General features: G+C 43.4%; 24 protein-coding genes. 10 read left to right on the top strand and 14 right to left on the bottom strand.

Going from position 1 to position 23,939, the window contains the following annotated elements; translation table 11 throughout:
• Nucleotides 1–2 precede the first annotated feature (2 nt).
• Together AR335_RS16730 and AR335_RS16725 are read right to left on the bottom strand one after the other, a co-directional pair.
• Nucleotides 3–200 carry a DUF951 domain-containing protein gene (locus tag AR335_RS16730; protein WP_053356323.1) on the bottom strand — a complete coding sequence of 66 codons (198 nt, stop codon included), beginning with the start codon at nucleotides 198–200 and terminating at the stop codon, nucleotides 3–5.
• Between the two features lie 75 nt (nucleotides 201–275).
• Nucleotides 276–1,073, bottom strand: a complete 798-nt coding sequence (locus AR335_RS16725; protein WP_082316278.1) for a mechanosensitive ion channel family protein — start codon at nucleotides 1,071–1,073, stop codon at nucleotides 276–278.
• A gap of 403 nt (nucleotides 1,074–1,476) precedes the next feature.
• Here AR335_RS16725 and yyaC point away from each other — a divergent pair, with 403 nt between their 5' ends.
• On the top strand, nucleotides 1,477–2,100 hold the full coding sequence (yyaC, locus tag AR335_RS16720) for a spore protease YyaC (protein WP_053356322.1): 624 nt from the start codon (nucleotides 1,477–1,479) through the stop codon (nucleotides 2,098–2,100).
• A gap of 33 nt (nucleotides 2,101–2,133) precedes the next feature.
• Here yyaC and AR335_RS16715 read toward each other — a convergent pair whose 3' ends face one another.
• Nucleotides 2,134–2,868 (bottom strand): DUF554 domain-containing protein, encoded by a 735-nt coding sequence (locus AR335_RS16715; RefSeq protein WP_053356321.1) that lies wholly within the window; start codon nucleotides 2,866–2,868, stop codon nucleotides 2,134–2,136.
• An 88-nt stretch (nucleotides 2,869–2,956) separates the two neighbouring features.
• On the opposite strand from AR335_RS16715, the gene AR335_RS24280 reads away from it, so the two are divergent.
• Nucleotides 2,957–3,160, top strand: a complete 204-nt coding sequence (locus AR335_RS24280; protein WP_156419053.1) for a hypothetical protein — start codon at nucleotides 2,957–2,959, stop codon at nucleotides 3,158–3,160.
• A gap of 86 nt (nucleotides 3,161–3,246) precedes the next feature.
• Here AR335_RS24280 and AR335_RS16710 read toward each other — a convergent pair whose 3' ends face one another.
• The 11 genes from AR335_RS16710 to rpmH form a co-directional block, all read right to left on the bottom strand.
• A complete protein-coding gene (locus AR335_RS16710; RefSeq protein ID WP_062238066.1) occupies nucleotides 3,247–4,092 on the bottom strand; it encodes a ParB/RepB/Spo0J family partition protein in 846 nt (281 codons plus the stop codon).
• Nucleotides 4,073–4,846: a ParA family protein gene (locus AR335_RS16705; protein WP_053356319.1), complete on the bottom strand. Its 774-nt coding sequence runs from the start codon at nucleotides 4,844–4,846 to the stop codon at nucleotides 4,073–4,075. Before AR335_RS16705 ends, AR335_RS16710 begins: the two co-directional genes overlap by 20 nt.
• Nucleotides 4,847–5,009: 163 nt before the next feature.
• Nucleotides 5,010–5,864, bottom strand: a complete 855-nt coding sequence (gene noc, locus AR335_RS16700; protein ID WP_062238064.1) for a nucleoid occlusion protein — start codon at nucleotides 5,862–5,864, stop codon at nucleotides 5,010–5,012.
• Between the two features lie 136 nt (nucleotides 5,865–6,000).
• Nucleotides 6,001–6,717: a 16S rRNA (guanine(527)-N(7))-methyltransferase RsmG gene (rsmG, locus tag AR335_RS16695; RefSeq protein ID WP_062238062.1), complete on the bottom strand. Its 717-nt coding sequence runs from the start codon at nucleotides 6,715–6,717 to the stop codon at nucleotides 6,001–6,003.
• Between the two features lie 16 nt (nucleotides 6,718–6,733).
• Nucleotides 6,734–8,620 (bottom strand): tRNA uridine-5-carboxymethylaminomethyl(34) synthesis enzyme MnmG, encoded by a 1,887-nt coding sequence (gene mnmG, locus AR335_RS16690; RefSeq protein WP_062238060.1) that lies wholly within the window; start codon nucleotides 8,618–8,620, stop codon nucleotides 6,734–6,736.
• Between the two features lie 13 nt (nucleotides 8,621–8,633).
• Nucleotides 8,634–10,010 carry a tRNA uridine-5-carboxymethylaminomethyl(34) synthesis GTPase MnmE gene (gene mnmE / locus AR335_RS16685; RefSeq protein ID WP_062238058.1) on the bottom strand — a complete coding sequence of 459 codons (1,377 nt, stop codon included), beginning with the start codon at nucleotides 10,008–10,010 and terminating at the stop codon, nucleotides 8,634–8,636.
• Between the two features lie 316 nt (nucleotides 10,011–10,326).
• Nucleotides 10,327–10,947 carry an RNA-binding cell elongation regulator Jag/EloR gene (jag, locus tag AR335_RS16680; protein WP_053356314.1) on the bottom strand — a complete coding sequence of 207 codons (621 nt, stop codon included), beginning with the start codon at nucleotides 10,945–10,947 and terminating at the stop codon, nucleotides 10,327–10,329.
• Nucleotides 10,944–11,717 carry a YidC family membrane integrase SpoIIIJ gene (gene spoIIIJ, locus AR335_RS16675; protein ID WP_053356313.1) on the bottom strand — a complete coding sequence of 258 codons (774 nt, stop codon included), beginning with the start codon at nucleotides 11,715–11,717 and terminating at the stop codon, nucleotides 10,944–10,946. Before spoIIIJ ends, jag begins: the two co-directional genes overlap by 4 nt.
• A 28-nt stretch (nucleotides 11,718–11,745) precedes the next feature.
• Complete coding sequence (gene yidD / locus AR335_RS16670; protein ID WP_062238056.1) at nucleotides 11,746–11,976, bottom strand: membrane protein insertion efficiency factor YidD; 231 nt, start codon at nucleotides 11,974–11,976, stop codon at nucleotides 11,746–11,748.
• On the bottom strand, nucleotides 11,973–12,332 hold the full coding sequence (rnpA, locus tag AR335_RS16665; RefSeq protein WP_062238055.1) for a ribonuclease P protein component: 360 nt from the start codon (nucleotides 12,330–12,332) through the stop codon (nucleotides 11,973–11,975). The genes yidD and rnpA overlap by 4 nt, the downstream gene beginning before the upstream one ends.
• A 135-nt stretch (nucleotides 12,333–12,467) precedes the next feature.
• Nucleotides 12,468–12,602 carry a 50S ribosomal protein L34 gene (gene rpmH, locus AR335_RS16660; RefSeq protein WP_007201576.1) on the bottom strand — a complete coding sequence of 45 codons (135 nt, stop codon included), beginning with the start codon at nucleotides 12,600–12,602 and terminating at the stop codon, nucleotides 12,468–12,470.
• Nucleotides 12,603–13,363: 761 nt separating this feature from the next.
• On the opposite strand from rpmH, the gene dnaA reads away from it, so the two are divergent.
• The 8 genes from dnaA to AR335_RS16620 all read left to right on the top strand — a co-directional run bounded on the left by dnaA (nucleotide 13,364) and on the right by AR335_RS16620 (nucleotide 23,610).
• Nucleotides 13,364–14,716: a chromosomal replication initiator protein DnaA gene (gene dnaA / locus AR335_RS16655; protein WP_062238053.1), complete on the top strand. Its 1,353-nt coding sequence runs from the start codon at nucleotides 13,364–13,366 to the stop codon at nucleotides 14,714–14,716.
• Nucleotides 14,717–14,930: 214 nt separating this feature from the next.
• Nucleotides 14,931–16,073, top strand: coding sequence for a DNA polymerase III subunit beta (gene dnaN, locus AR335_RS16650; RefSeq protein ID WP_062238051.1), 1,143 nt, complete (start codon nucleotides 14,931–14,933; stop codon nucleotides 16,071–16,073).
• Nucleotides 16,074–16,178: 105 nt separating this feature from the next.
• Nucleotides 16,179–16,391: a S4 domain-containing protein YaaA gene (gene yaaA, locus AR335_RS16645; RefSeq protein WP_053356308.1), complete on the top strand. Its 213-nt coding sequence runs from the start codon at nucleotides 16,179–16,181 to the stop codon at nucleotides 16,389–16,391.
• Between the two features lie 14 nt (nucleotides 16,392–16,405).
• On the top strand, nucleotides 16,406–17,527 hold the full coding sequence (gene recF / locus AR335_RS16640; RefSeq protein WP_062238049.1) for a DNA replication/repair protein RecF: 1,122 nt from the start codon (nucleotides 16,406–16,408) through the stop codon (nucleotides 17,525–17,527).
• An 8-nt stretch (nucleotides 17,528–17,535) separates the two neighbouring features.
• Nucleotides 17,536–17,805, top strand: a complete 270-nt coding sequence (gene remB, locus AR335_RS16635) for an extracellular matrix regulator RemB (protein ID WP_053356306.1) — start codon at nucleotides 17,536–17,538, stop codon at nucleotides 17,803–17,805.
• A 51-nt stretch (nucleotides 17,806–17,856) separates the two neighbouring features.
• Nucleotides 17,857–19,779 carry a DNA topoisomerase (ATP-hydrolyzing) subunit B gene (gyrB, locus tag AR335_RS16630; protein ID WP_062238047.1) on the top strand — a complete coding sequence of 641 codons (1,923 nt, stop codon included), beginning with the start codon at nucleotides 17,857–17,859 and terminating at the stop codon, nucleotides 19,777–19,779.
• A gap of 124 nt (nucleotides 19,780–19,903) precedes the next feature.
• Nucleotides 19,904–22,429 (top strand): DNA gyrase subunit A, encoded by a 2,526-nt coding sequence (gyrA, locus tag AR335_RS16625; protein WP_062238045.1) that lies wholly within the window; start codon nucleotides 19,904–19,906, stop codon nucleotides 22,427–22,429.
• Between the two features lie 92 nt (nucleotides 22,430–22,521).
• On the top strand, nucleotides 22,522–23,610 hold the full coding sequence (locus AR335_RS16620; protein ID WP_062238043.1) for an HD-GYP domain-containing protein: 1,089 nt from the start codon (nucleotides 22,522–22,524) through the stop codon (nucleotides 23,608–23,610).
• The last annotated feature ends 329 nt before the right edge of the window (nucleotides 23,611–23,939 follow it).

Below are 23,939 nucleotides of genomic sequence, written 5' to 3'. Positions count from 1 at the left end.
TCTTACTCCTGATGTGAAACGAGCACTTTTTTCAGTTTTTTAACAAAATCTTTTCTGGGGATCAAAACACTGTGCTGACATCCCATGCATTTGATTCGGATATCAGCCCCCATACGGATGATCTTCCAGCGGTTCGTACCGCATGGGTGAGGTTTTTTCATTTCTACTTCGTCGTTTAAAAAAAATTCTTTACCTTCCAAGTCGTTCACTCCCCCAGACATTCGCTTTTTTTCTATTTTATAGAGAAAATCGTCTTGAGACAACGGCTTTATATATTAAGTCTCGGATACCGTAGTTTTGTGATAGGAAACCAGCTTCTGATAAGGCAATTCGATGCCTTCTTCATCCAGTTTGATCTTAATCGCTTTCTTGAGCTCTCTTGCCACTTTAAAATGTGTCATGGGAAGCACTTCGGCTGTTACCCTGATGACAATTTCGGTCGTGCCGACAGCCTGGATGCCAAGAACTTCTGGTTCAGCGACCATTTCAGGGTATTCTGGTGTTTTCTCTCTTACCACATCTTCAATGATTGCCTGGGCTTTGTCGATGTCTTCTTCATAAGCGATACTGACATCAACGACTGCGACACTGTTATGAATGGAAAAATTGGTCACTTCCATTATGGATGAGTTCGGAAGGATATGCAGCTCTCCTGTCCATTGTTTCAATTTGGTCGTACGAAGGCCGATCTCCTCGACGGTTCCTTCAAAGTTATTGATTCTCACAAAATCCCCTACCGCAAATTGCTGTTCAAAAATGATAAAGAATCCGGTAATTACGTCTTTCACCAGGTTCTGTGCGCCAAAACCGATGGCTAGTCCAACCACACCGGCACCTGCGAGCAATGCCTTCACATCTATATTGAATTCGCTCAAAATCATTAGCATAGCGATGAAATAAATAAGATAAGCTGCTACATTGTCTAAAAGCCGAATAAGTGTGTTCTCACGCCGCTCCGACATTCTAAGCGGGCTCTTCATTCGAATTTTAAAAACATTGGATATGGCTGCACGTACAATTTTCACGACAATGACAGAGCCAAAGATTATGGCGGCAATCTTAAGCACTTTCATGCCAAGGTTAATCCATAAATCTCCATTCCCTACCTGCTTATAAATATCCTCTGCCTGATGGATCACACTGAGTAGTTCCACTCGATTCCAACCTCCATAATGTTCTTAACTATGCATTAATGTACCCAATTTCGGTTGAACTTTCAACGAATAAAACTAATTCTTCTCTCCATCTGCACTGGTTAAAAAGAGGCCGAAGGGGGTATAAAACCCTTAACCCTAAATTAAGCAGTTTAGCTGCCAGGCAAATGTCAGTGCTTGCCACAGTTATATTTTTTCAAAAAAAAACAGCTTGACCCCTTTCCTGCTTTAATAAAAAATGCATCTCGTAACCCGCTTCACAATGTATAGTATTGCCATTTAGTCCGTATACTGGTAGTAACATTTTAAAGGAGTGGATTCTATGTTCCTTAAAAGGAAGCTCGTTCCCGACAAGCTTTTTCAATATAAATTGCACCACGAGGAAAAAGATGCATGCATGGTCATTACTGAAAAAATTGGGAACCTTCTTCCTAACACGCAAACAACTCCCGTAGTGGTGGTTTGCATCGGGACAGATCGATCCACTGGCGATGCATTAGGTCCTCTTGTAGGCACTAAACTTCATGCGATAAAAGCATTTCCCTTCCATGTGTACGGAACACTGGATGAACCTGTTCACGCTGTAAACCTCTCAGACAAACTTAAAATGATTGAAAAAAATCATCCAAACGCTTATATCATCGGTATTGATGCCTGCCTTGGAAAGCTGAATCATGTCGGGATGATCTCAATTGGAGATGGACCGGTTAAACCGGGAGCAGGCGTGAATAAAGAACTTCCTCCGGTAGGAGATATGCATATGACAGGAATTGTAAATGTCAGCGGATTCATGGAATATTTCGTACTTCAGAATACCCGGTTGAGCGTCGTCATGAAAATGGCCGAACTTATTGCAGATTCCCTTTATTTCGCCTCAATGAGCCATCGGGTAAAGAAGAATATTTCAACCCTTCCAATCAAAGACGATCTTTATAACATTCAATAAAAAAAACTGTTCAGGATATCCTGAACAGCTTTTTTAAATTAAATTCCCGGCAAAACCAGAAAGCTTGTCCCAATAGTAAACGATACTAACGATGGTGATCGTAAAGAGAAGCGCAGGGAGGAGGTTGGCTACCCTTATTTTGGTTAATCCCAGGATATTCAAGCCAATGGCCAGAATCATGATCCCTCCTGTACCCGTAATTTCCACAATCATCTGCTTCATTAGATCAGCAGGGACGATTCGGTCGATCTGGGTAGCAAACAAGGCAATAATTCCTTGATACAGTATTACAGGAACGGCTGAAAATATCACACCGACTCCTAAAGCCGACGTAAAAAAGATAGCACAAAATCCATCGATCAGGGCTTTCGTATAGAGTACGGCATGGTCATGTCTTAGTCCGCTGTCCAGAGCACCTACAATGGACATTGCGCCTATGACAAAGACGAGGGTTGCTGTAACAAACGCATTTGCTATACCCCCTTTTTCTTTCCCGCCCAGCTTCTTTTCAAGCCAGTCGCCCAGTTGGCCAAGCTTTCCTTCAAGATCCAGCCGTTCGCCAAGAACGCCTCCGATGGCAAGACTGGCAATCACGATTAAAAACTGTTTGCTTTTCAGCCCCATGCCGATTCCGAGAATAATGACTGCAAGCCCCATCGCCTGCATGATCGTCACTTTTGTTTTTTCGGGTATATTCCGCCAGAACAAGCCAAGCAAGCTTCCGATTACTATTGCAAGGCCGTTTACCAAAGTCCCTAATAATGCCAATGTCTTTCCCGCCTTTTCATCTAATGTACAAGCTGCGTTTTCAAGCTTAAAATCTAAGTCTGTTTTCGTAACCTTTGTTGCCTTAGGAGTGGTTGATTTCCGTTACAGGATTCTCGCTTTCCGCGCTGAGCCTTACCGGCGACAGCGCCTGTGGGTCTCACCTGTCCCGCTTCCCCCGCAGGACAAGGAAGGCTTCGGCAGCGTTATATCGCACGAGGAAAATGTGAAATTCATTTTCGAGGAGTCTCGCACCTTCCACTCCAATCAACATAGCAATGAAGGCTATTTGTGAAAATGTTCCAAAAGCCACAATCTTTTAGAAAAGAACCTTTAGAAAAGAGCCAAATCAAAAAAAAGTAAAACCACCGTATGATGGTTTTACTGCTTTCCGATCAGATCCAAAATCCTCTCCAAATCTTCATCAGAGAAAAACTCAATTTCTATCTTGCCCTTCCGCTTCGTTCGTTTGATAGAAACAGAGGTGCCAAAATGATCACGGAGATTCGATTCTTTTTCAATCAAGAAGATGTTTTTCTCCTGATTTTTTTTCTTTGTTTCACGTGAAACATTCTGATTGACCTGCTGAATCAGCTTCTCAAGCTGGCGGACGTTCATTTTGTCGTTTAAGCACTTCTCAACAACAGCCTGCATTTTTGCTTTCTTTTTCAAACCAAGCAGTGCTCTGCCATGCCCCATAGACAATGCGCCTTTTGACAGCATGTCCTGAACGGGCTCAGGAAGCTGCAATAAGCGGACAAAATTAGCAATATGGGGTCTGCTTTTGCCTACCCGCCCTGCAAGTTCTTCCTGAGTGAGTTTGAGGTGCTCCATCAGCTTTTGATAAGCCTGAGCTTCTTCAATCGGATTAAGATCTTCACGCTGCAGGTTCTCGATGAGGGCGATCTCCATCATCTTCTGCTCTGTAAATTCACGGACGATAACAGGTATTGTTTTCAGCCCAGCTTCTTTAGCAGCTCTGAAACGCCGTTCACCTACTACAATCTCATAACCCTTGATGCTTTTTCTTGCAATAATAGGCTGCAGAACTCCGTGCTCCTTAATTGAGTCGCTTAATTCTGCAATGGCTGACTCACTGAACACTTTCCTCGGTTGATAGGGGTTGGGGCGCAATTCCTTTACGTTAATTTCAGTAACAGCATCCTCTTTTTCAAGTTCTGTACCCGGAAAGAATGCATTGATTCCTTTACCTAACCCTTTCGCCACTGCCAATCACTTCCTTTGCTAATTCTAAATAAACCTCTGCACCTCTGGATTTAGGATCGTAAATGATAATCGGTTTTCCATGGCTTGGCGCTTCAGAAAGTCGAACGTTTCTTGGAATAATGGTCGTATAGACTTTATCCTGAAAGTACTTTTTCACTTCTTCAATTACCTGAATTCCTAAATTGGTTCTGGCATCAAGCATTGTCAAAAGCACTCCGGCAATCATCAGGTCCGTATTCAAATGCTTTTGCACTAGCCTGACAGTGTTTAACAGCTGGCTCAGACCTTCCAGCGCGTAATATTCACATTGCACCGGAATGAGCACTGCATCCGCTGCGGTAAGTGAATTGATCGTCAGCAATCCCAAAGAGGGAGGACAGTCGATGATAATGAAATCATATTGGCTGCTGACCGAAGAAAGAGCTCTTTTCAGTCTAACTTCCCTGGAAATCGTCGGCACCAGCTCAATTTCTGCACCTGCCAGCTGTATCGTAGAGGGCAATATATGTAATCCTTCACAAATCGTTTCTAAAATGATGTCCTTCACTTCTGCATCGTCAACAAGGACGTTATAGATACATTGATCAATATCGCCTTTGTCAACTCCCACACCGCTAGTAGCATTCCCCTGTGGGTCTATATCAACAAGTAAAACCTTTTTGCCGAAATAAGCCAGGCATGCTCCGAGGTTTACGGATGTAGTTGTTTTTCCAACACCACCCTTTTGATTGGCAATTGCAATGGTTTTAGCCACGATGACACCTACCTCAATTCTTTACGAGAGTTCATTTCCTTTATCATATCATGAATATCTGCATTTTCTTATGGAAATCTATCAAAAAAAAACAGAAAAAGTTTTTTATAAGAGAACATAATAAAAAGCCCTTCTCACATCAAAATAAGAAGGGCTTTTTGCATTATTTTTTCGGAATTCGAATAGTGAACTGATAGAATTCTTCGTGATCTTCTTCTTCCGTGTTAATCGTCAATCCGCTCTTTAATACCATGTCGACAGATTGTCTGACCGTATTAATGGCAAGCCGAGTATCTTTACTGAAAGATTTTCTCTTTGCGACAGGCTTTTTCTCGGTATTTTCCCCTTCGATCATCCGTTTCACACGTTCTTCTGTCTGTTTTACATTCAGATGCTTCTCTAAAATTTCCTGCAGGACCGCTTCCTGTTTGTCTGGAGTTTTTAAAATGATGAGAGCTCTTGCATGCCGTTCTGTGATCTGCTTCAACAATAATGCATCCTGGATAGGCTGGGGAAGTTTCAGCAGCCGGAGCTTGTTGGCGACCGTAGATTGGCCTTTTCCAAGTTTCTGAGCAAGACTCTCTTGGGTAAGGCCGTGGATTTCAAGAAGTTTTGCATAGGCCATGGCTTCCTCAATGGCTGTCAGCTCTTCCCTCTGCAGGTTCTCGATCAGTGCAACAGAGGCTGTCTGTGAGTCATCAAATTCCTTTATAATAGCCGGAATCGTATCCCAGCCCAGTTTTTGTACTGCCCTCCACCGCCGTTCACCGGCGATGATCTCATAAGTTTGGTCTCCCGCTGACCTGACAACAATCGGCTGGATGATCCCATGAGTCTCAATCGTTTGGGATAACTCTTCAATTCTTTCATCTATAAAAACGGTACGAGGCTGGAATTGATTCGGATGGATATCTTTGACCTGGAGTTGCAGTATTTCTTCATTTTCGTTCTTCTCTTCAGCTTCAGCTGTCTGATTTTTCTCACCGATGCCGAATAAGCGTGAAAAAGGATGTTTCATATGAATGACACCACCTTTTGTTATCTATCTTAGATTTTCGCTCTGTCCATCAGTTTTCCTGCCAGATTTTGAAATTTCTTTGTTCCTCGCGGGATATGTAGACCGGATGTTTCACGTGAAACATTCGGCTTATGAATCAGGAAAGAGGATTCTTATTTGGCGTCCCAGGCTTTCTTGGGTATTTCTTTGGTGTGGTTTTTACTTTATCCACCAGAACGATGTATCTGTCACTGTTCTCAACCGGAAGCTTAAAGGAATAAACATCTTTTACGCTGCCGCCCAGCATTTGAACGGCTTTTTTGCTATCCTTCATTTCGTCCGGAAGCTGGGAGCCTTTCATAGCAAGGAAATGGCCTCCCTTTTTAACAAGGGGAAGACAAAGCTCGCTCAATACCGACATCCTGGCAACCGCGCGGGCCATGACAAGATCATAAGCCTCTCTTATATCGGGGCGGTGTCCGAACGTTTCTGCACGGTCATGATACAACGAAATATCGGTTAATTCCAGTTTTTTTGAAAGGTGTTCTAAGAAAGTGATTCTCTTCTGCAGCGAATCACAGATCGAGAGCTTAATTTGCGGGAAACAAATTTTCAGCGGAATTCCCGGAAAACCCGCTCCTGCACCTACATCACACACCGTTAACTCCTGATTAAAATCGAAATAGAAGGTTGCTGATAAAGAATCATAAAAGTGTTTTAAGTACACTTCTTCTTTATCCGTAATAGCCGTTAAGTTCATTTTCTCATTCCACTCGACCAGGATATGAAAATAGTCTTCGAACTGCTGGAGCTGGCGGGGAGAAAGGCTGATACCCTTCTCTGCCAACTTTTCTTGAAAGGTTGTAATATTCATTTTGTCCTCCAAAAACTTAACGTGCAAGCTTAGCTAGTTTCCCTTGCTCAAGGTAAACAAGCAAAATCGAAATATCCGCAGGGTTAACTCCCGACACCCGTGATGCCTGTCCTACTGATAGAGGACGGACTTCAAGCAGTTTTTGTTTAGCTTCAGTAGCCAGGCCGTTGATTGCACCGTAGTCCAGATCCACCGGAAGTTTTTTGTTTTCCATCTTTCTCATCCGGTCAACCTGTGCAAGCTGCTTATCGATATAACCTGCATATTTCACTTGAATTTCAACCTGCTCGGCAATAACTTCGTCCACAGGCGTTTCAGAAGGATGGATTTGAGCCACTACATCGTAGGTAATTTCGGGTCTCTTCAGGAGCGTCGCTGCTGTCATTGGCTCTTTAAGCGGGGAGCTTTTTGCCCCCTCAAGAATTTCCTGAACTTCAGGCGACGGTTTGACTGTCAGATGCTCCAAACGGTCGATTTCCTGTTTGATCTTTTCTTGCTTTTCAACAAAACGGTCATAACGCTCTTGAGGAATTAATCCAATTTCATATCCCTTTTCCGTCAGCCTGAGGTCTGCATTATCATGACGGAGAAGCAGACGGTATTCTGCACGAGATGTAAGAAGACGGTAGGGTTCATTTGTCCCTTTTGTAATCAGGTCATCAATCAGCACACCAATGTAGGCATCTGATCTGCTGAGAATAAGCGGTTCTTTGTTTTGAACTTTTAAAGCCGCGTTGATTCCTGCCATGACCCCTTGGCCTGCAGCCTCTTCATAGCCGCTCGTTCCGTTCAGCTGGCCGGCAGTGAAAAGCCCTTCGACGTTCTTCGTTTCAAGGGACGGCCATAGCTGTGTCGGTACGATGGCATCATATTCAATTGCATAGCCTGCACGCATTAATTCTGCTTTTTCCAATCCTGGAATAGTCGAAAGAATTTTTCGCTGAACATCTTCAGGCAAGCTCGTCGAAAGTCCTTGAACATACACTTCTTCCGTATTTCTTCCCTCAGGCTCTAAAAAGATCTGATGGCGCGGCTTGTCATTGAAACGCACGATTTTATCTTCAATAGACGGGCAATAACGCGGGCCTGTACCCTCAATCATCCCTGAATACATAGGTGAACGGTGAAGGTTTCCATTAATGAGTTCATGAGTTTCAGGACTGGTATAGGTCAGCCAGCATGGAAGCTGGTCTGTAATATACTTCGTTGTTTCATATGAAAAAGCACGGGGTACTTCATCACCTGGTTGAATTTCCGTCACGGAATAATCAATGGTTTTGCTGTTCACGCGCGGAGGAGTACCTGTTTTGAAACGGACCATCTGAAAACCAAGCTCTTGAAGATGGTATGACAAGTTAACGGATGGCTGCATGTTATTCGGTCCGCTTTCATAGGACAGCTCACCGATAATAATCTTGCCTCTTAAGTAAGTTCCCGTCGTCAGAACAACAGCTGAAGCATGATATTCCGCTCCGGTTTTCGTAACGACACCTTTACAGACGCCGTCCTCGATTAAGAGACGTTCCACCATACCTTGTCTTAAGGTAAGATGCTCCGTGTTTTCCATCGTTCTTTTCATTTCGTTCTGGTACAGAAATTTATCGGCCTGGGCACGCAAAGCACGTACAGCCGGGCCTTTACCTGTATTCAGCATTCGCATCTGAATGTGTGTTTTATCAATATTCCGGGCCATTTCTCCACCAAGAGCGTCAAGCTCCCGGACGACAATCCCTTTGGCAGGACCGCCGACCGATGGATTGCACGGCATATAGGCAATGGTATCTAAGTTAAGGGTTAAACACAGAGTTTCTGCCCCCATTCTTGCCGAAGCAAGTGCGGCTTCAACCCCTGCGTGGCCTGCTCCGACAACAATGACATCGAACCGGCCTGCATCATATCCCATTTTTCTTCCTCCTTTATTTCCCTAAGCAGAACTGGGAGAACAATTGGTCAATTAAACTCTCGGAAACCGTATCTCCAATAATCTCACCGAGAATCTCCCAAGCCCTGGTAATATCAATCTGAACCATATCGATCGGCAGGTTCAAATCTATTCCGTTTAACGCTTCATCTATATGGTGAATGGTTTGCTGCAAAAGGGCAATATGCCTTGAATTGGAAACATACGTCATATCCTGTGACTCGATGCCTCCCTGGAAGAAAAGCTGAGCGATCCCTTCTTCAAGCAAGTCCACTCCTTCTTCGTCAAGGAGAGAAGTGGTGATTACAGGATGTTGTCCTGCCAATTTTTTTACCCTGTCCATTTCTATTTCTTGTTTAAGGTCTGTTTTGTTGACGATTACGATAACATCAAGCCCTTTTACTGCTTCAAAAAGATTCTCGTCTTCTTGGGACAAAGGTTCGTTATTATTGACTACAAGTAAAATAAGATCTGATTCTTTAAGGACTTTTCGCGATTTTTCAACGCCGATTCGTTCAACGATATCTTCAGTTTCACGGATTCCTGCTGTATCAACAAGGCGAAGGGGAACTCCTCTTACATTCACGTATTCCTCAATCACATCGCGGGTCGTTCCGGCAACATCTGTTACGATGGCTTTGTTTTCATGAACGAGCGCATTCATCAGCGAGGATTTTCCGACGTTGGGGCGGCCGATAATAGCGGTAGACAGGCCTTCACGCAAAATCTTCCCTTGCTGTGCTGTAGTCAGGATCTTATCTACTTCCTGTTTAACAAACGTCAATTTCTCGTTCAAAAGGGAATGAGTCATTTCCTCTGCATCGTATTCCGGATAGTCAATGTTCACCTCGACATGTGCAATGGTCTCCAGCAGTGTCTGCCTTAGTTTTCCGACCAGCTTGGATAACCGCCCTTCCATCTGGTTAAGCGCCACGTTCATCGCCCGGTCTGTTTTAGCACGGATCAAATCCATAACCGCTTCAGCCTGGGACAGGTCAATCCTGCCGTTCAAAAAGGCGCGTTTTGTAAATTCGCCTGGTTCAGCCAGTCTTGCACCATTGTTGAGTACCAGCTGAAGTACACGGTTTACAGAAACAATACCCCCGTGGCAGTTGATCTCAACCACATCTTCCCTCGTAAACGTACGAGGGCCTTTCATGACCGAAACCATGACCTCCTCAACAGGTTCCCCCGTTTTTGGTTCAATGAGTTTGCCGTAATGAATCGTATGTGACTCCACTTCCTGAAGCATCTTTTTCCCTTTATATATGGAATCGGCAATGGCTATAGCCTCACTGCCGCTCAATCGTACAATGGCTATAGCACCTTCCCCCATCGGTGTGGAAATGGCCGTAATTGTATCGTATTCCATCCTTCTCACCTCTCTTTGAAACCCAAAACATACTGTATCTATTGTATTATTTCCTTTATTTATGTTTCTAACATATCCACAGTGGATAACTTCCCTGAAAAAAACAGACATAATTATCCACAATACCTTTTAGTTTAACCTAGCAGGGATATAAAAGGCAATGAAAAAAGCCGGGTGTTTTGTTAATTTTGGCGGGTATCTTCCTTTTCAAACCAGGATCCAGCTTCAGTGTCCAATGACGAAAAGAAACTATTCCGTCTTAGGTCGTTTCAGCTTTTCCAACTAAAAAACTCCGGGCATCAGCCCGGAGCAGATCTTACTTTTTCAAGGGGCGGATGATGACCTTGCGGAATGGCTCTGCCCCTTCAGAAGTAGTTTCTATTTTTTTATTGTTTCGCAATGCCATATGTATGGCTTTTCTTTCGTTGGAAGGCATCGGTTCGAGTGCTACTCCTTTACCAGTCGCCGAAACTTTTTGAGCTGTATGGACAGCCAGTCTTTCAAGCGATTCGCGGCGTCGTTCTCTGTAATTTTCTGCATCAATGATGATGCGGAGATAACGGCTCGAGTGATTATTGGCTACAAGATTGGTTAGGTACTGAAGGGAGTTAAGGGTCTGTCCCCTTTTTCCGATCAAAATGGCAATCTTTTCACCTGTTAATTCCAAGATGATTTCTTCCCGCGTTTCTTTCAGTGAAATGGTAACAGGCACACCCATTTTATCGGTGACTTCCTGTAAAAAAGCAACAGCCAGCTTTACCGGATCTGGTTTAAGAGAGACTTCTATTAAAGCCGGTTTTCCGCCAAAACCCAAAAACCCTCTTTTAGATTCTTCGAGTACTTTTACCTCAACCTCTTCTTTAGAAGCATGAAGCTCGGCCAATGCTGTGGAAACTGCTTCTTCTACTGTTTTTCCCGTTACCTTTATCTGTTTCACTTTTTAGCTCCCCTATCAATTTCATTTTTCTTATTCTTTTTCGGGGCTGTAATAAAATAAGTCTGTACGATCATAAATAAGTTACCAATTACCCAGTAGAGTGATAATGCTGCAGGGAAATTAATCGCAAATACAACAATCATGACCGGCATGATATAAAGAAGCATTTTCATTTGCGGGTTCGGGTTGTCCGTGCCGCCCATCATAATTTTCTGCTGAAGGAAGGTGGTAAGACCCGCAACAACAGGCAAGATATAATAAGGGTCATGCACACCTAAATCGAACCATAGGAAGCTGTGATTCTTAATTTCCTGAGTACGCATAATCGCATGGTAAAAACCAAGCAGGATCGGCATCTGAATCAGCAATGGCAGACAGCCCGCCAAAGGGTTAACCCCTTGGGATTGGAACAGCTGCATTGTTTCCTGCTGAAGCTTCTGCTGCGTTGTTGCATCTTTGGAACTGTATTTCTCACGCAGTTTTTGAAGTTCTGGCTGGATGTTTTGCATAGCTTTCGAACTTCTTGTCTGCTGAATCATGAGCGGCAGCAAAGCCAAACGAATAAGAATCGTTACAACCACAATGGACAGACCATAGTTGTTGCCCATCATTTCAGCAAACTGTGTAATAACCCATGAGAGCGGATAAACAAAATATTCATCCCAAAATCCGGTACTTTCGGGGGTAATCGGCGTTTTAGTCGAGCTGCAGCCAGATAACAGTACCATTAAACTGACTAAGGCAAACGTAATTCCTAATTTCTTTCGCACTCCTCATCCTCCTTAAAGCGTTGTTTCTTTATTTTCGGCGATTCTTTCTTTCAGGCACAGGATCAATTCCGCCTGGATGGAAAGGATGGCATTTTAATATACGTTTTAAAGTCAGCCAGGTTCCTTTGATTGCTCCAAATCGCTGAATTGCTTCAATTCCATAGGTCGAACATGTGGGATAAAACCGGCAAGCTGGCGGAGTCATTGGGGAAATAAATCGCTGGTAAAAACGGATGATCAAAATAAAGAGCCGTTTCATTTTCGCCTTCCCTTAGACTGTCTGATCGAACCGGCTCGCTGTAAAACGTGTAGAAGGCTTTTTTCCATCTCAAAAAAATCCATATCTGCTGTTGGATTTCTGGCAATAATGATGTAATCTCTTCCGGATGTGATCTCTTCTTCATGTTTCAAGAAGATTTCTTTGACCACACGCTTTATCCGGTTCCGGGTAACCGCATTTCCGACCCGCTTGCTGACTGATAATCCAAGCCGCAGATAAGGCTGATCGCTTTTTTCCAGCGCATATATTACAAATTGGCGATTGGCAGACGATTTTCCTCTTTTAAATACTTCTTGAAATTCTTCATTTTTCTTGATGCGCTTTTTCTTTTCCATCCGGCAACACTCCACCTGGATCTGATACGGCTTATTTAATCATTCAATTACTATTAACAGTATCGGTTACTTATTTTAATCTAAACTGATTTCTGCTATTCCTACATCAGAAAAAAGACCACTGATGTCAGTGGCCTATGCAGATAATACTTTTCTTCCTTTTTGGCGGCGGCGAGCAAGAACTTTACGGCCGTTCTTAGTTGCCATACGCGCACGAAAACCATGTACTTTCTTACGTTTACGGTTATTTGGTTGGAACGTTGGTTTCATTATATATTACACCTCCCTGAGGATATATCAAAAAAGACAGTCTAAGTAAGTATAAGGATGCTACCCTCGATTTGTCAAGTCTTCACAGAATTTAATTATAAAAACAGGAAAACTCCCCAGAGTAAAACTTTTGCTGATCCGTACGGCAGTTTTCGTTTTCATCCCCCCTGTGGATACTTTTTTCGACACTTTTTTCATTATCCACACCCTTTATCGACAAGTTTTACACAAAATCTAGTGCTGTGGACAACATCCGTACACAAGTTGTAGGGGTTGTGGATAAGTACGAAAAACACATTGCATTCATGGGATTTATTTGTTATGATTGTTGTGTTTTAACTCGTTGATAACTTCATGCGACCATGTTTTTATCCACAGCGTGTGGATAAAGTTGTGGACAGTTTAAAATTGATGTTTATAAGGTTGTCCACATCCTCTGTATGACTTACCTTATACTGATTTTCTACTATATTAATAGATTGTGCACTTTTGCTGTGAATAGTATATTTATTCGATTATATACATATCGCTGTACAAGGCTTGAACAACATCAAGCGTTTTGTGAAAAGTGCCTTTATAAGCCTCAAGATGAACCTTTACCCTCGACGGCTATTTTATGATTGGAACATCAAATCTGGTTTCACTCATTAAAAATTGCCCTCGACTGTCTTGAGGTTTTCTTTCGCGCTGCCTTTGAATTTAAGCTGTACGCAAGGAAGAAAAAGCCTCGTTTATATAAATATTTTTAGGAGGGACAGTTGGTGGAAAATATTAATGACCTATGGAACAAAGCACTGGCTGCCATGGAAAAGAAGGTCAGCAAGCCCAGCTTTGAGACATGGTTGAAGTCCACAGCGGCACATGCACTGCAAAATGATACGCTTATCATTACTGCACCGAACGAGTTTGCCCGTGACTGGCTGGAATCCCGTTATTCCACCCTGATCTCGGAAACCCTTCAGGATGTAACCGGTGCTGCGCTGGATGTCAAATTCATCATTCCTCAAAATCAGATGGAAGAAGAAGTTGACCTTGAAAAAGTGTTAAAGAAAACACAAAAAGTAAATGTGGAGCAGCAAGAAGAAGTGAAACAAAGCATGCTGAATCCGAAGTACACATTTGACCGGTTCGTTATCGGGTCAGGAAACCGATTCGCCCATGCTGCTTCTCTAGCGGTGGCTGAAGCTCCTGCCAAAGCTTATAATCCTTTGTTTATCTATGGAGGCGTAGGTTTGGGGAAGACCCACTTGATGCATGCGATCGGCCATTATGTGATCGACCATAAACCCAATGCCAAAGTGGCGTATTTGTCCTCTGAAAAGTTTACAAATGAGTTCATTAACTCGATCCGTGACAACAAAACTGTCGAATTTAGAAATAAATTCAGGAGTGTTGACGTTCTATTGATTGATGATATTCAGTTTTTGGCGGGAAAAGAACAGACTCAGGAAGAATTTTTCCATACGTTCAACGCTCTTCATGAAGAAAGCAAGCAGATTGTTATTTCAAGTGACCGTCCTCCAAAAGAGATTCCTACATTAGAGGACAGGCTCCGTTCCCGTTTTGAATGGGGGCTGATTACAGATATCACTCCGCCGGACCTTGAGACGAGAATTGCGATTCTGCGTAAAAAAGCGAAAGCAGAAGGATTGGACATTCCAAATGAAGTGATGCTTTACATCGCGAATCAAATCGACACCAACATCCGTGAACTGGAAGGTGCTTTGATCCGTGTTGTTGCCTATTCTTCTCTTATAAACCAGGATATGAATGCAGATCTGGCAGCAGAGGCATTGAAGGACATCATTCCTTCCTCTAAACCGCGTATGATCACAATTCTTCATATTCAAGAGATTGTCGGCAGGCATTATAATATCAAGCTTGAAGATTTCACTGCCAAGAAGAGGACAAAGTCTGTTGCCTTTCCTCGACAGATCGCCATGTATCTCGCAAGGGAGCTGACCGACAATTCACTGCCTAAGATCGGCGAAGAATTTGGGGGAAGGGACCATACGACTGTCCTGCACGCTCATGAGAAAATTTCAAACTTAATGGTTTCCGACCAGCTGCTGCAAAAGAATATCAAGGAAATTCACGATCAGTTAAAATCGTAGTGCCTCTATAAGCACCTGTTTTTGCTGTGAATACTGTGAATAACCGGTACATGCTTATACACAGCCTGTCCACATGTGGATAGGCTGTTCTTCCTTTAACTATTTGCAGTTATCCACAGATTCACAGGCCCTACTATTACTACGACTATTTTTTATTTAAAAAAAATGAATAATATAACACAATTTCAAAATGAAAATGTTCAGGGGGATGACGATGAAATTTCAAATTAACCGAAGCCAGCTAATTGAAGGTGTTCAAGATGTAATGAAGGCCGTTTCTTCACGAACAACGATACCAATTTTGACAGGGATCAAAATGGACGTACATAGTGAAGGAATGACATTAACCGGCAGTGATTCCGATATATCCATTGAACGTTTGATTCCTATGGAAGAGAACGGAACTGTCAATTTAGAAGTTCAAAAACCAGGAAGTATCGTGCTGCAAGCAAGGTATTTCTCTGAAATCGTTAAAAAACTGCCAAATGATACGGTTGAAATCGAAGTCGGAGAACGTTTTGAAACAAAGCTTCGTTCGGGAGCATCCGAATTCAGCCTGGTTGGCCTGGATCCTGAAGAATATCCTCGCCTTCCTCAGATTGAAGAACAAAATGTGTTCAGTATTCAAGGAGATCTGCTTCGCCAAATTATCAGGCAAACTGTCTTCGCGGTGTCCACGTCAGAAACACGCCCTATATTAACTGGGGTGAACATCAAGCTTGAGGATGGCGTATTAAGCTGTGTAGCAACAGACAGCCATCGCCTCGCACTGCGCACAGCAAGAATTGAGAGCAACACGGAAGAATTATCGTTCCAGAATGTTGTCATTCCAGGTAAAAGCCTGAATGAACTTTCGAAGATCGTAGAAGAATCCAGTGAACTGGTTCAAATCGTTGTGACCGATAATCAAGTACTGTTCAAAACGAAAAATACATTGTTCTTCTCCCGCCTGCTTGACGGCAATTATCCTGATACGAGCAAGCTGCTTCCCAGTGAGAGCAAAACAACACTCGGATTATCTACGAAAGATTTCCTGCAGGCGATTGACCGAGCCTCCCTTTTAGCAAGAGAGGGCAGAAATAATGTGGTCAAGCTGGCCACATTGGATAACCAGACAATCGAGATCTCTTCCAACTCACCGGAAATCGGAAAAGTTTACGAGAATGTCATCACTGAATCGATGGAGGGAGAAGAACTTAAGATTTCGTTCAACGCGAAGTATATGATTGATGCCCTTAAAGCGATGGATTGTACAGAAATTAAAGTCTTGTTTACAGGTGCTATGCGGCCGTTCCTTATCACACCTGTAGAAAATGAGACAGTTAAACAGCTCATTCTTCCTGTCAGAACGTATTAAGAACATAAATAACGCATAAAAAGCTGCTGGTCTTTATCCGGCAGCTTTTATGCCTTTTCATAAAGAGGATAAAAATGAAAATACTAGCTAAAAAGGGGTGTAACGATGGAAACTGTAAAAATAACAACCGAGTATATTACGCTGCAGCAGCTTTTAAAACAGGTAGATGCCATCTCTAGCGGAGGAATGGTAAAATGGTATTTAGCAGAGAATGAAGTGCTGGTTAACGGTGAACCTGAAAACCGCAGAGGCAGAAAGCTTTATGAAGGCGATGCGGTTTCTGTTCCCGATTTAGGTGAATTTACTGTAGCGAGATAGATGGGGGTATCCCGTTGTATATTGAAGAATTAAACATTAGGAACTACCGGAATTATTCGTCCCAGGAGATTAACTTTGAAAACAAAGTGAACGTGTTTCTTGGTGAAAACGCACAGGGTAAAACAAATGTGATGGAGGCCATCTATGTGCTTGCGATGGCTAAATCCCACAGGACTCCCCGTGATAAAGAATTAATCTATTGGGACGAAGAATATGCTAAAATAGAAGGACGGGTTCAAAAAAGGACCGGATCATTCAGTTTAAGCCTGGTCATTTCGCAAAAAGGAAAGAAAGCAAAAGTCAATGGACTTGAACAGCGGAGGCTGACTGATTATATAGGGGCATTAAATGTCGTCATGTTTGCACCTGAGGATTTGAATCTTGTAAAAGGGAGTCCGCAGGTGCGACGTCGTTTTATCGATATGGAGATCGGACAGGTCAATCCTGTATATCTCCACTACCTGACCCAATATCAAAAAGTCCTCGCTCAGCGCAACTCGCTTTTGCGGGATATGCAGCGGAACCGTTCAAAAGAAAACGGAGTCATGCTGGATATCCTGACTGAACAAATGATTCAGTCGGCTGCAAGAGTTACAGAAAAACGCATGAGCTATATGAAACTGCTTCAAAGCTGGGCCGATCCGATCCATCACGGGATCAGCCGAGGGCTTGAAAGGCTGGAAGTTTTATATAAACCGACCATTGAGGTATGTGAAGAGCAAGATTTGTCGAAAATGATAGAAGCTTATGAACAAAAGTTTGTTAAAATAAAAGATAGAGAACTAGAGCGAGGGACCACTCTTTTCGGACCGCACCGTGACGACCTGCTTTTCCACGTGAACGGAAAAGATGTGCAAACGTTCGGTTCACAGGGCCAGCAGAGAACTACTGCGCTTTCGATCAAACTTGCAGAAATCGATCTCATTCATTCAGAAGTCGGGGAATATCCACTGCTGCTGCTGGATGACGTTTTATCAGAACTTGATGATTACAGGCAGTCTCATCTGCTGAACACTATTCAAGGCAAAGTACAAACGTTTGTTACGACAACAAGTGTGGAAGGTATTCATCATGAAACGCTGGAAAAGGCGGCAACGTACCATGTCGAACAAGGTGCGATTGAACGGATAAGGTGAGGTGAACCATGTTACTTCATATTGGCGAAGAAGCGGTGATCCAGCAAAAAGATATCGTAGCTATTCTGGATTACCATGCTCTTGAAAGCTCGGAATTAATGAACGACTTTTTAAGGCAGCACAAAGAAAAGAAAAGCATGGTCAATCTATGCGACACAAATCCAAAATCCGTTATCATCACAAAGAAACAGGTTTATATCTCCCCTCTATCCTCGATCACACTGAAAAAACGGGCAGGAGAACGTATTGATTTTGCCCATAGCTGGTATTTAAAATAAAAGGCTTTATTTGAAATTGTTCCCGAAACCGAAATGTAGGTGAAGAAAAAAATGACTACTGATCAGAAATTAGAACAGCATTATGATGAAAGTGATATTCAGGTATTAGAAGGGCTCGAAGCTGTCCGCAAACGTCCCGGAATGTACATCGGTTCCACGAGCGTAAAAGGGCTGCACCACTTAGTGTGGGAAATCGTCGATAACTCGATCGATGAAGCTTTGGCTGGTTACTGTGATGAGATTACTGTCACGATCGAAAAAGATAACAGCATTACTGTTACGGACAATGGACGAGGTATTCCTGTTGGGATTCAAGAAAAAATGGGACGTCCTGCTGTAGAGGTCATCATGACCGTACTTCATGCCGGCGGTAAATTTGGCGGCGGAGGTTATAAAGTATCCGGAGGACTTCATGGTGTTGGTGCGTCCGTTGTAAATGCGCTTTCCAGTGAAATGGATGTAACCGTCCATCGTGACGGCAAGATTCATTATCAGCAGTACCACCGCGGTGTTCCAGCGGCCGACCTGGCTGTGATTGGAGAAACAGACAAACGGGGAACGATCATTCACTTTGTTCCGGATAAAGAAATCTTTACGGAAACGAGGGAATTTGACTTTGCCACACTCTCTCAAAGGATTAGAGAACTTGCCTACCTTAATCGCGGAATCAAGATTATCGCTAGGGACAAGCGCGAAGAAGAGCCAGTCGAACAGGAGTACCATTATGAAGGCGGGATCAAATCCTACGTTGAACACATCAACCGCTCACGTGAAGCCATTCATGAGCCGATCTTCATCGAAGGAGAGAAAGATGGAATCTCTCTAGAGATCGCACTTCAGTATAACGACAGCTATACGAGCAATATCTATTCTTTCGCCAACAACATTAACACGCATGAAGGCGGAACCCATGAGTCTGGGTTTAAAACCGCGTTAACACGTGTCATTAATGATTATGGACGCCGAAACAATATGTTCAAAGACAGCGATACAAACTTGTCGGGTGATGATGTGCGTGAAGGTTTGACTGCCATCATCTCCATCAAACATCCAGATCCACAGTTTGAAGGACAGACGAAAACGAAACTTGGAAACTCTGAGGCGAGAACGATTACTGAATCTCTATTCTCTGAACAGTTCTCCACCTTTATGCTGGAAAATCCAAATATCGCCAAGCGGGTACTGGAAAAAGGGATGATGGCGCTTCGTGCGCGCGTCGCTGCCAAAAAAGCCCGCGAGCTGACACGCAGAAAAAGCGCACTTGATGTTTCTTCTCTTCCAGGTAAACTGGCAGACTGTTCTTCAAAGGACGCCAGCGTATCTGAATTGTACATCGTTGAGGGTGACTCGGCAGGTGGATCAGCCAAACAAGGGCGCGACCGCCATTTTCAGGCGATTCTGCCATTGCGGGGAAAAATCATCAACGTAGAAAAAGCACGTCTTGATAAAATCTTATCAAACAATGAGATCCGAGCCATCATTACGGCACTCGGTACGGGTATCGGTGAAGATTTTGATATTTCAAAAGCGAGATACCATAAAATTATCATCATGACGGATGCTGATGTCGATGGCGCTCATATCCGTACACTGCTGCTGACGTTCTTTTACCGGTATATGAGACCGATCATCGAGAATGGATATATCTACATCGCACAGCCGCCTCTTTATAAGATTCAGCAGGGCAAGCGGATTGAATATGCTTATAACGATAAAGAAATGGATAGAATTATGAAAGAGATCCCGCAGAATCCAAAACCGGGAGTTCAGCGCTATAAAGGTCTTGGAGAAATGAATCCCACTCAGCTGTGGGAAACGACCATGGATCCAGAAACAAGAACGCTGCTGCAGGTTGAACTGAAAGATGCGATGGAAGCGGATGAAACCTTTGAGATCTTGATGGGGGATAAGGTCGAACCGCGGCGTGATTTCATTCAGGAAAATGCCCATTACGTCAAAAACTTGGATATTTAACAACAGTGGAAACAGGGCATACCCCTGTTTCTCTTACCGTTTTTATAGATATTATTTGTAAGGAAATGAGTGCACCGTAAAGAGAATTTCTTATGGATCATGCAGTAAATGGAGGTTAGAACTAATGTCTGAAGCAGATCAATCCCGGGTGAAGGAAATAAATATCAGCTCGGAAATGCGTACATCATTTATGGATTATGCGATGAGCGTTATCGTGAGCCGTGCACTTCCTGATGTCCGTGACGGCCTGAAGCCTGTTCACCGGCGGATTCTTTATGCGATGAACGACCTGGGCATGACCGCCGATAAAGCGTACAAAAAGTCCGCTCGTATCGTCGGGGAAGTTATCGGTAAGTATCACCCTCACGGCGACTCTGCCGTATATGAAACGATGGTTCGTATGGCGCAGGATTTTGCATATCGCCACATGCTGATCGACGGCCACGGCAACTTTGGTTCCGTGGATGGGGACGCCGCTGCGGCAATGCGTTATACAGAAGCAAGAATGTCAAAAATTGCGATGGAAATGGTCCGTGACATCAACAAGGACACGATTGACTATAAGGATAACTATGACGGCTCCGAACGTGAACCGATTGTTATGCCTTCCCGTTTTCCAAACCTCTTGGTCAACGGTACTTCCGGGATTGCTGTTGGGATGGCAACCAATATTCCTCCTCACCATCTCGGAGAAGTCATCGACGGTATTTTGGAACTCAGCCGAAATCCTGATATTTCTATTCCGGAACTAATGGAATTCATTCCTGGGCCGGATTTCCCGACAGCAGGTGAAATTTTAGGACGAGAAGGAATCAGGAAAGCTTACCAGACTGGAAGAGGCTCCATCATTATCCGTGCCAAAGCAGAGATTGAAGAACAGGCGAACGGCAAAAGTACGATTATCGTTAATGAAATTCCTTACCAAGTCAACAAAGCCCGCCTGATCGAAAAAATCGCAGAATTAGTCAGGGATAAAAAGATTGACGGCATCACTGATCTTCGCGACGAGTCAGACCGAAATGGAATGCGTATTGTCATTGAAGTCCGCCGTGATGCGAATGCCAATGTACTCTTAAATAACCTTTATAAACAGACGGCGCTGCAAACCAGCTTCGGCATCAATATGCTGGCATTGGTCGATGGACAGCCGAAAGTACTGAACCTTAAAGAATGTCTGTATTATTACTTGAAACATCAGCAGGTCATCATCCGCCGCAGAACAGAGTTCGATCTTCGGAAAGCAGAAGCGCGTGCTCATATTCTTGAAGGCTTAAGAATTGCGCTGGATCATCTTGATGAAGTCATCGCCCTTATCCGTTCTTCAAGAACAACAGAGATTGCGCGAGACGGCTTGATGGTGAAATTCTCTCTAAGCTATGAACAGGCTCAAGCCATCCTGGAAATGAGGCTTCAACGTTTGACAGGCCTGGAGCGGGACAAGATTGAAAATGAGTATAAAGAGCTTGTCGCTCTCATTGCAGAGCTGAAAGCCATCCTGGCAGATGAGGAAAGGATTCTCGAAATCATTCGTGAAGAACTCACTGAGATCAAAGAACGCTTCAGTGATGCGCGCCGTACGAACATTACCGTCGGCTTCGACATGATTGAAGATGAGGACCTCATTCCAAGAACAAATATCGTCATTACTTTAACGAACAAGGGATACATTAAGCGTCTTCCCATCTCTACCTACCGCTCACAGCGTCGAGGCGGCCGCGGCATCCAAGGCATGGGAACGGGTGAAGATGATTTCGTGGAACATCTCTTTACAACAAACTCTCATAATACGATCCTCTTCTTTACGAATAAAGGTAAAGTGTACCGCCTGAAAGGTTATGAGATTCCTGAAATGAGCAGAACGGCAAAAGGAATTCCGATTGTCAACATGCTTCAGGTTGAACGGGATGAAACGATTTCAGCTGTCATTCCTGTAGAAGAATTCGAGGATACGTGGTACCTCAACTTCATGACGAGACATGGGATTACGAAACGTTCTCCGCTTTCTCAGTTTGCTAATATCCGAAAAGGCGGTCTGTTTGCCATTACCTTGCGTGAAGATGACGAGCTGATGGGTGTTAAACTGACAGATGGCAGCAAGGAGATTATCGTTGGAACGAGCCAGGGAATGGCGATTCGCTATAAAGAAGATGATGTACGATCAATGGGCCGTACAGCTGCAGGAGTAAAAGCTGTAACTCTTGGCGAAGACGATTATGTTGTCGGAATGGAAGTTCTCGATGAAGCACAGGATGTATTAATCGTTACCAAAAAAGGTTACGGAAAACGTACACCAATGGAAGAATACCGTCTGCAGTCACGCGGCGGAAAAGGAATCAAAACCTGTAACATCACCGATCGAAACGGAGCGATCATCGCGCTTAAAACGGTAACGAATGATGAAGACCTCATGATTATTACCGCTGACGGCATCCTGATCCGTATGAACATGTCAGGCATCTCATCCATGGGAAGAAATACTCAGGGTGTGAAATTGATCTCCATGCACGAAGGCAACCATGTAGCCACTGTTGCGGTTGTAGAAAAAGAGCTTGATGAAGATATTGAAGACGGATTGGAAGAAGAATTGGAAGGCCACGAAGAAACACAGGCTCCAGAAGAATCTTCTAATGAAAACGATACAGAAGAATAATTGATAAAAAGAGGAAAATAATCATATATTTTCCTCTTTTTTATATGTAAAATGAAAATGAATTTCATATACATAAAAAGCGGGGAACCAAGATGATAATCCATCCTTCAGCGGCAAAAGTCGGCCAAGTTCTTGCTACCGATCATTTCGGCCGTACGAATCATCCGATTATAAAGAAGAATACTGTCCTGACAGCTGAGCACCTGGACATTTTATCGTTGTTCATGATCAGGGAAATTGAAATTGTCTCTGAAACTTCCAAAAATAAACAGACAACAAAGACTGCTCCTGAAAAAAGCAAGCCATCTCCTGTTTCTTCTATAGAGATGCCCGGTGCCTTCCTGCCTCTCTATAACGAAGCCGTAAAGCGATTTAAAGTGCTGTTCACCAACTGGAGAGCAGGTGCTCAAATCGATGTGCTTACATTAAGGAAAGCAATCGTACCTGTTGTGGAAAAAGGAATGGACCAGCCTGGGGGATTAAAGGACATGCAGCAGGCGCAAAATACAGACGATTATTTGTATCACCATGCAGTGTCTCTTTCTGTACTTAGTGCTTTCATAGCTAAAAAACTTGGATTTTCAAGAGGGGACTGTCTCCAGATTGGAGTGGCAGGCGCGCTGTGCGACTGCGGCATGTCCAAAATATCTCCAGCTATCTTAAAGAAAAAAGGGCCCTTGAACCTTCATGAGCTTAAAGAAGTGAAGCAGCATTCCATCCAAGGCTATAACATGCTTAAAAAATTGCCTGCTATAAAAGAGGGTGTTCTTCTCGGGGTCCTGCAGCATCATGAACGTCAGGATGGAAGCGGCTATCCACTCAAGGTTCATGGAAGCAAGCTTCATCCTTACAGCAGAATCCTTGCCGCAGCGGACGTCTACCTTGCGATGACTTCAGAAAGGCCCTACCGGAAAAAACTAAGTCCTTTTAAAGTCATCGAGCTAATGATGAAAGATCAATTCGGCCAGTTTGATCCAGCTATCATTCGGGCGGTGACGGACGGACTGTCTATCTTTTCAGCAGGGACGAGAGTAAGACTATCGGACGGCCAGACAGGATCTATCGTTTTTAAGGAAGACTCTCATCCTGCGAGACCGATTATCCAGCTGGATCAATCGTCCGCCATTATCTCTTTAAGGGACAACAATGATCTCTTTATTGAAGAAGTTCTCTCTGAATAACGGAAACAAGGGAGTCCCAAAGCCAGCAGGGACTCTCTTTTTTATGTTTATACAACTTTATTTAAAAAACACTTGCAATAAATCCATTATGGTGGTATATTTATTGAGCTTCTTGTTTTGCCTATTCTTTCAGGCGAACTTCTGATAAAAACTTTTTCAGAAAAACGGTTGACTTAATAGATGCTAGTATGGTAATCTAATAAAGTCGCCAAAACGAGCGGCGCAAACTTGTTCTTTGAAAACCAAACAAAAGCCAGGTAAGTCAGGGATTTTACAATCCCATCAATTTTTAAACTTTAAGAGCTATATCAAACACTTTATTGGAGAGT

The organism is Fictibacillus sp. FJAT-27399 (genome assembly GCF_001510655.1).
GTDB lineage: Bacteria > Bacillota > Bacilli > Bacillales > Fictibacillaceae > Fictibacillus_C > Fictibacillus_C marinisediminis.
The sequence above is the reverse complement of the archived record's forward strand: the minus strand, read 5'-3'. Positions and strand labels throughout refer to the sequence as shown.

Bases quoted from the DNA above. Each gene is read 5' to 3' on its own strand.
- mnmE (WP_062238058.1), bottom strand. From the start codon at position 10,010: ATGGAATACGATACAATTACGGCCATTTCCACACCGATGGGGGAAGGT.
- AR335_RS16725 (WP_082316278.1), bottom strand. From the start codon at position 1,073: ATGAAAGTGCTTAAGATTGCCGCCATAATCTTTGGCTCTGTCATTGTC.
- mnmG (WP_062238060.1), bottom strand. From the start codon at position 8,620: ATGGGATATGATGCAGGCCGGTTCGATGTCATTGTTGTCGGAGCAGGC.
- yaaA (WP_053356308.1), top strand. From the start codon at position 16,179: ATGGAAACTGTAAAAATAACAACCGAGTATATTACGCTGCAGCAGCTT.
- remB (WP_053356306.1), top strand. From the start codon at position 17,536: ATGTTACTTCATATTGGCGAAGAAGCGGTGATCCAGCAAAAAGATATC.
- gyrB (WP_062238047.1), top strand. From the start codon at position 17,857: ATGACTACTGATCAGAAATTAGAACAGCATTATGATGAAAGTGATATT.
- rpmH (WP_007201576.1), bottom strand. From the start codon at position 12,602: ATGAAACCAACGTTCCAACCAAATAACCGTAAACGTAAGAAAGTACAT.
- rnpA (WP_062238055.1), bottom strand. From the start codon at position 12,332: ATGGAAAAGAAAAAGCGCATCAAGAAAAATGAAGAATTTCAAGAAGTA.
- rsmG (WP_062238062.1), bottom strand. From the start codon at position 6,717: ATGAATATTACAACCTTTCAAGAAAAGTTGGCAGAGAAGGGTATCAGC.
- yyaC (WP_053356322.1), top strand. From the start codon at position 1,477: ATGTTCCTTAAAAGGAAGCTCGTTCCCGACAAGCTTTTTCAATATAAA.
- yidD (WP_062238056.1), bottom strand. From the start codon at position 11,976: ATGAAACGGCTCTTTATTTTGATCATCCGTTTTTACCAGCGATTTATT.
- dnaN (WP_062238051.1), top strand. From the start codon at position 14,931: ATGAAATTTCAAATTAACCGAAGCCAGCTAATTGAAGGTGTTCAAGAT.
- AR335_RS16620 (WP_062238043.1), top strand. From the start codon at position 22,522: ATGATAATCCATCCTTCAGCGGCAAAAGTCGGCCAAGTTCTTGCTACC.
- noc (WP_062238064.1), bottom strand. From the start codon at position 5,864: ATGAAACATCCTTTTTCACGCTTATTCGGCATCGGTGAGAAAAATCAG.
- gyrA (WP_062238045.1), top strand. From the start codon at position 19,904: ATGTCTGAAGCAGATCAATCCCGGGTGAAGGAAATAAATATCAGCTCG.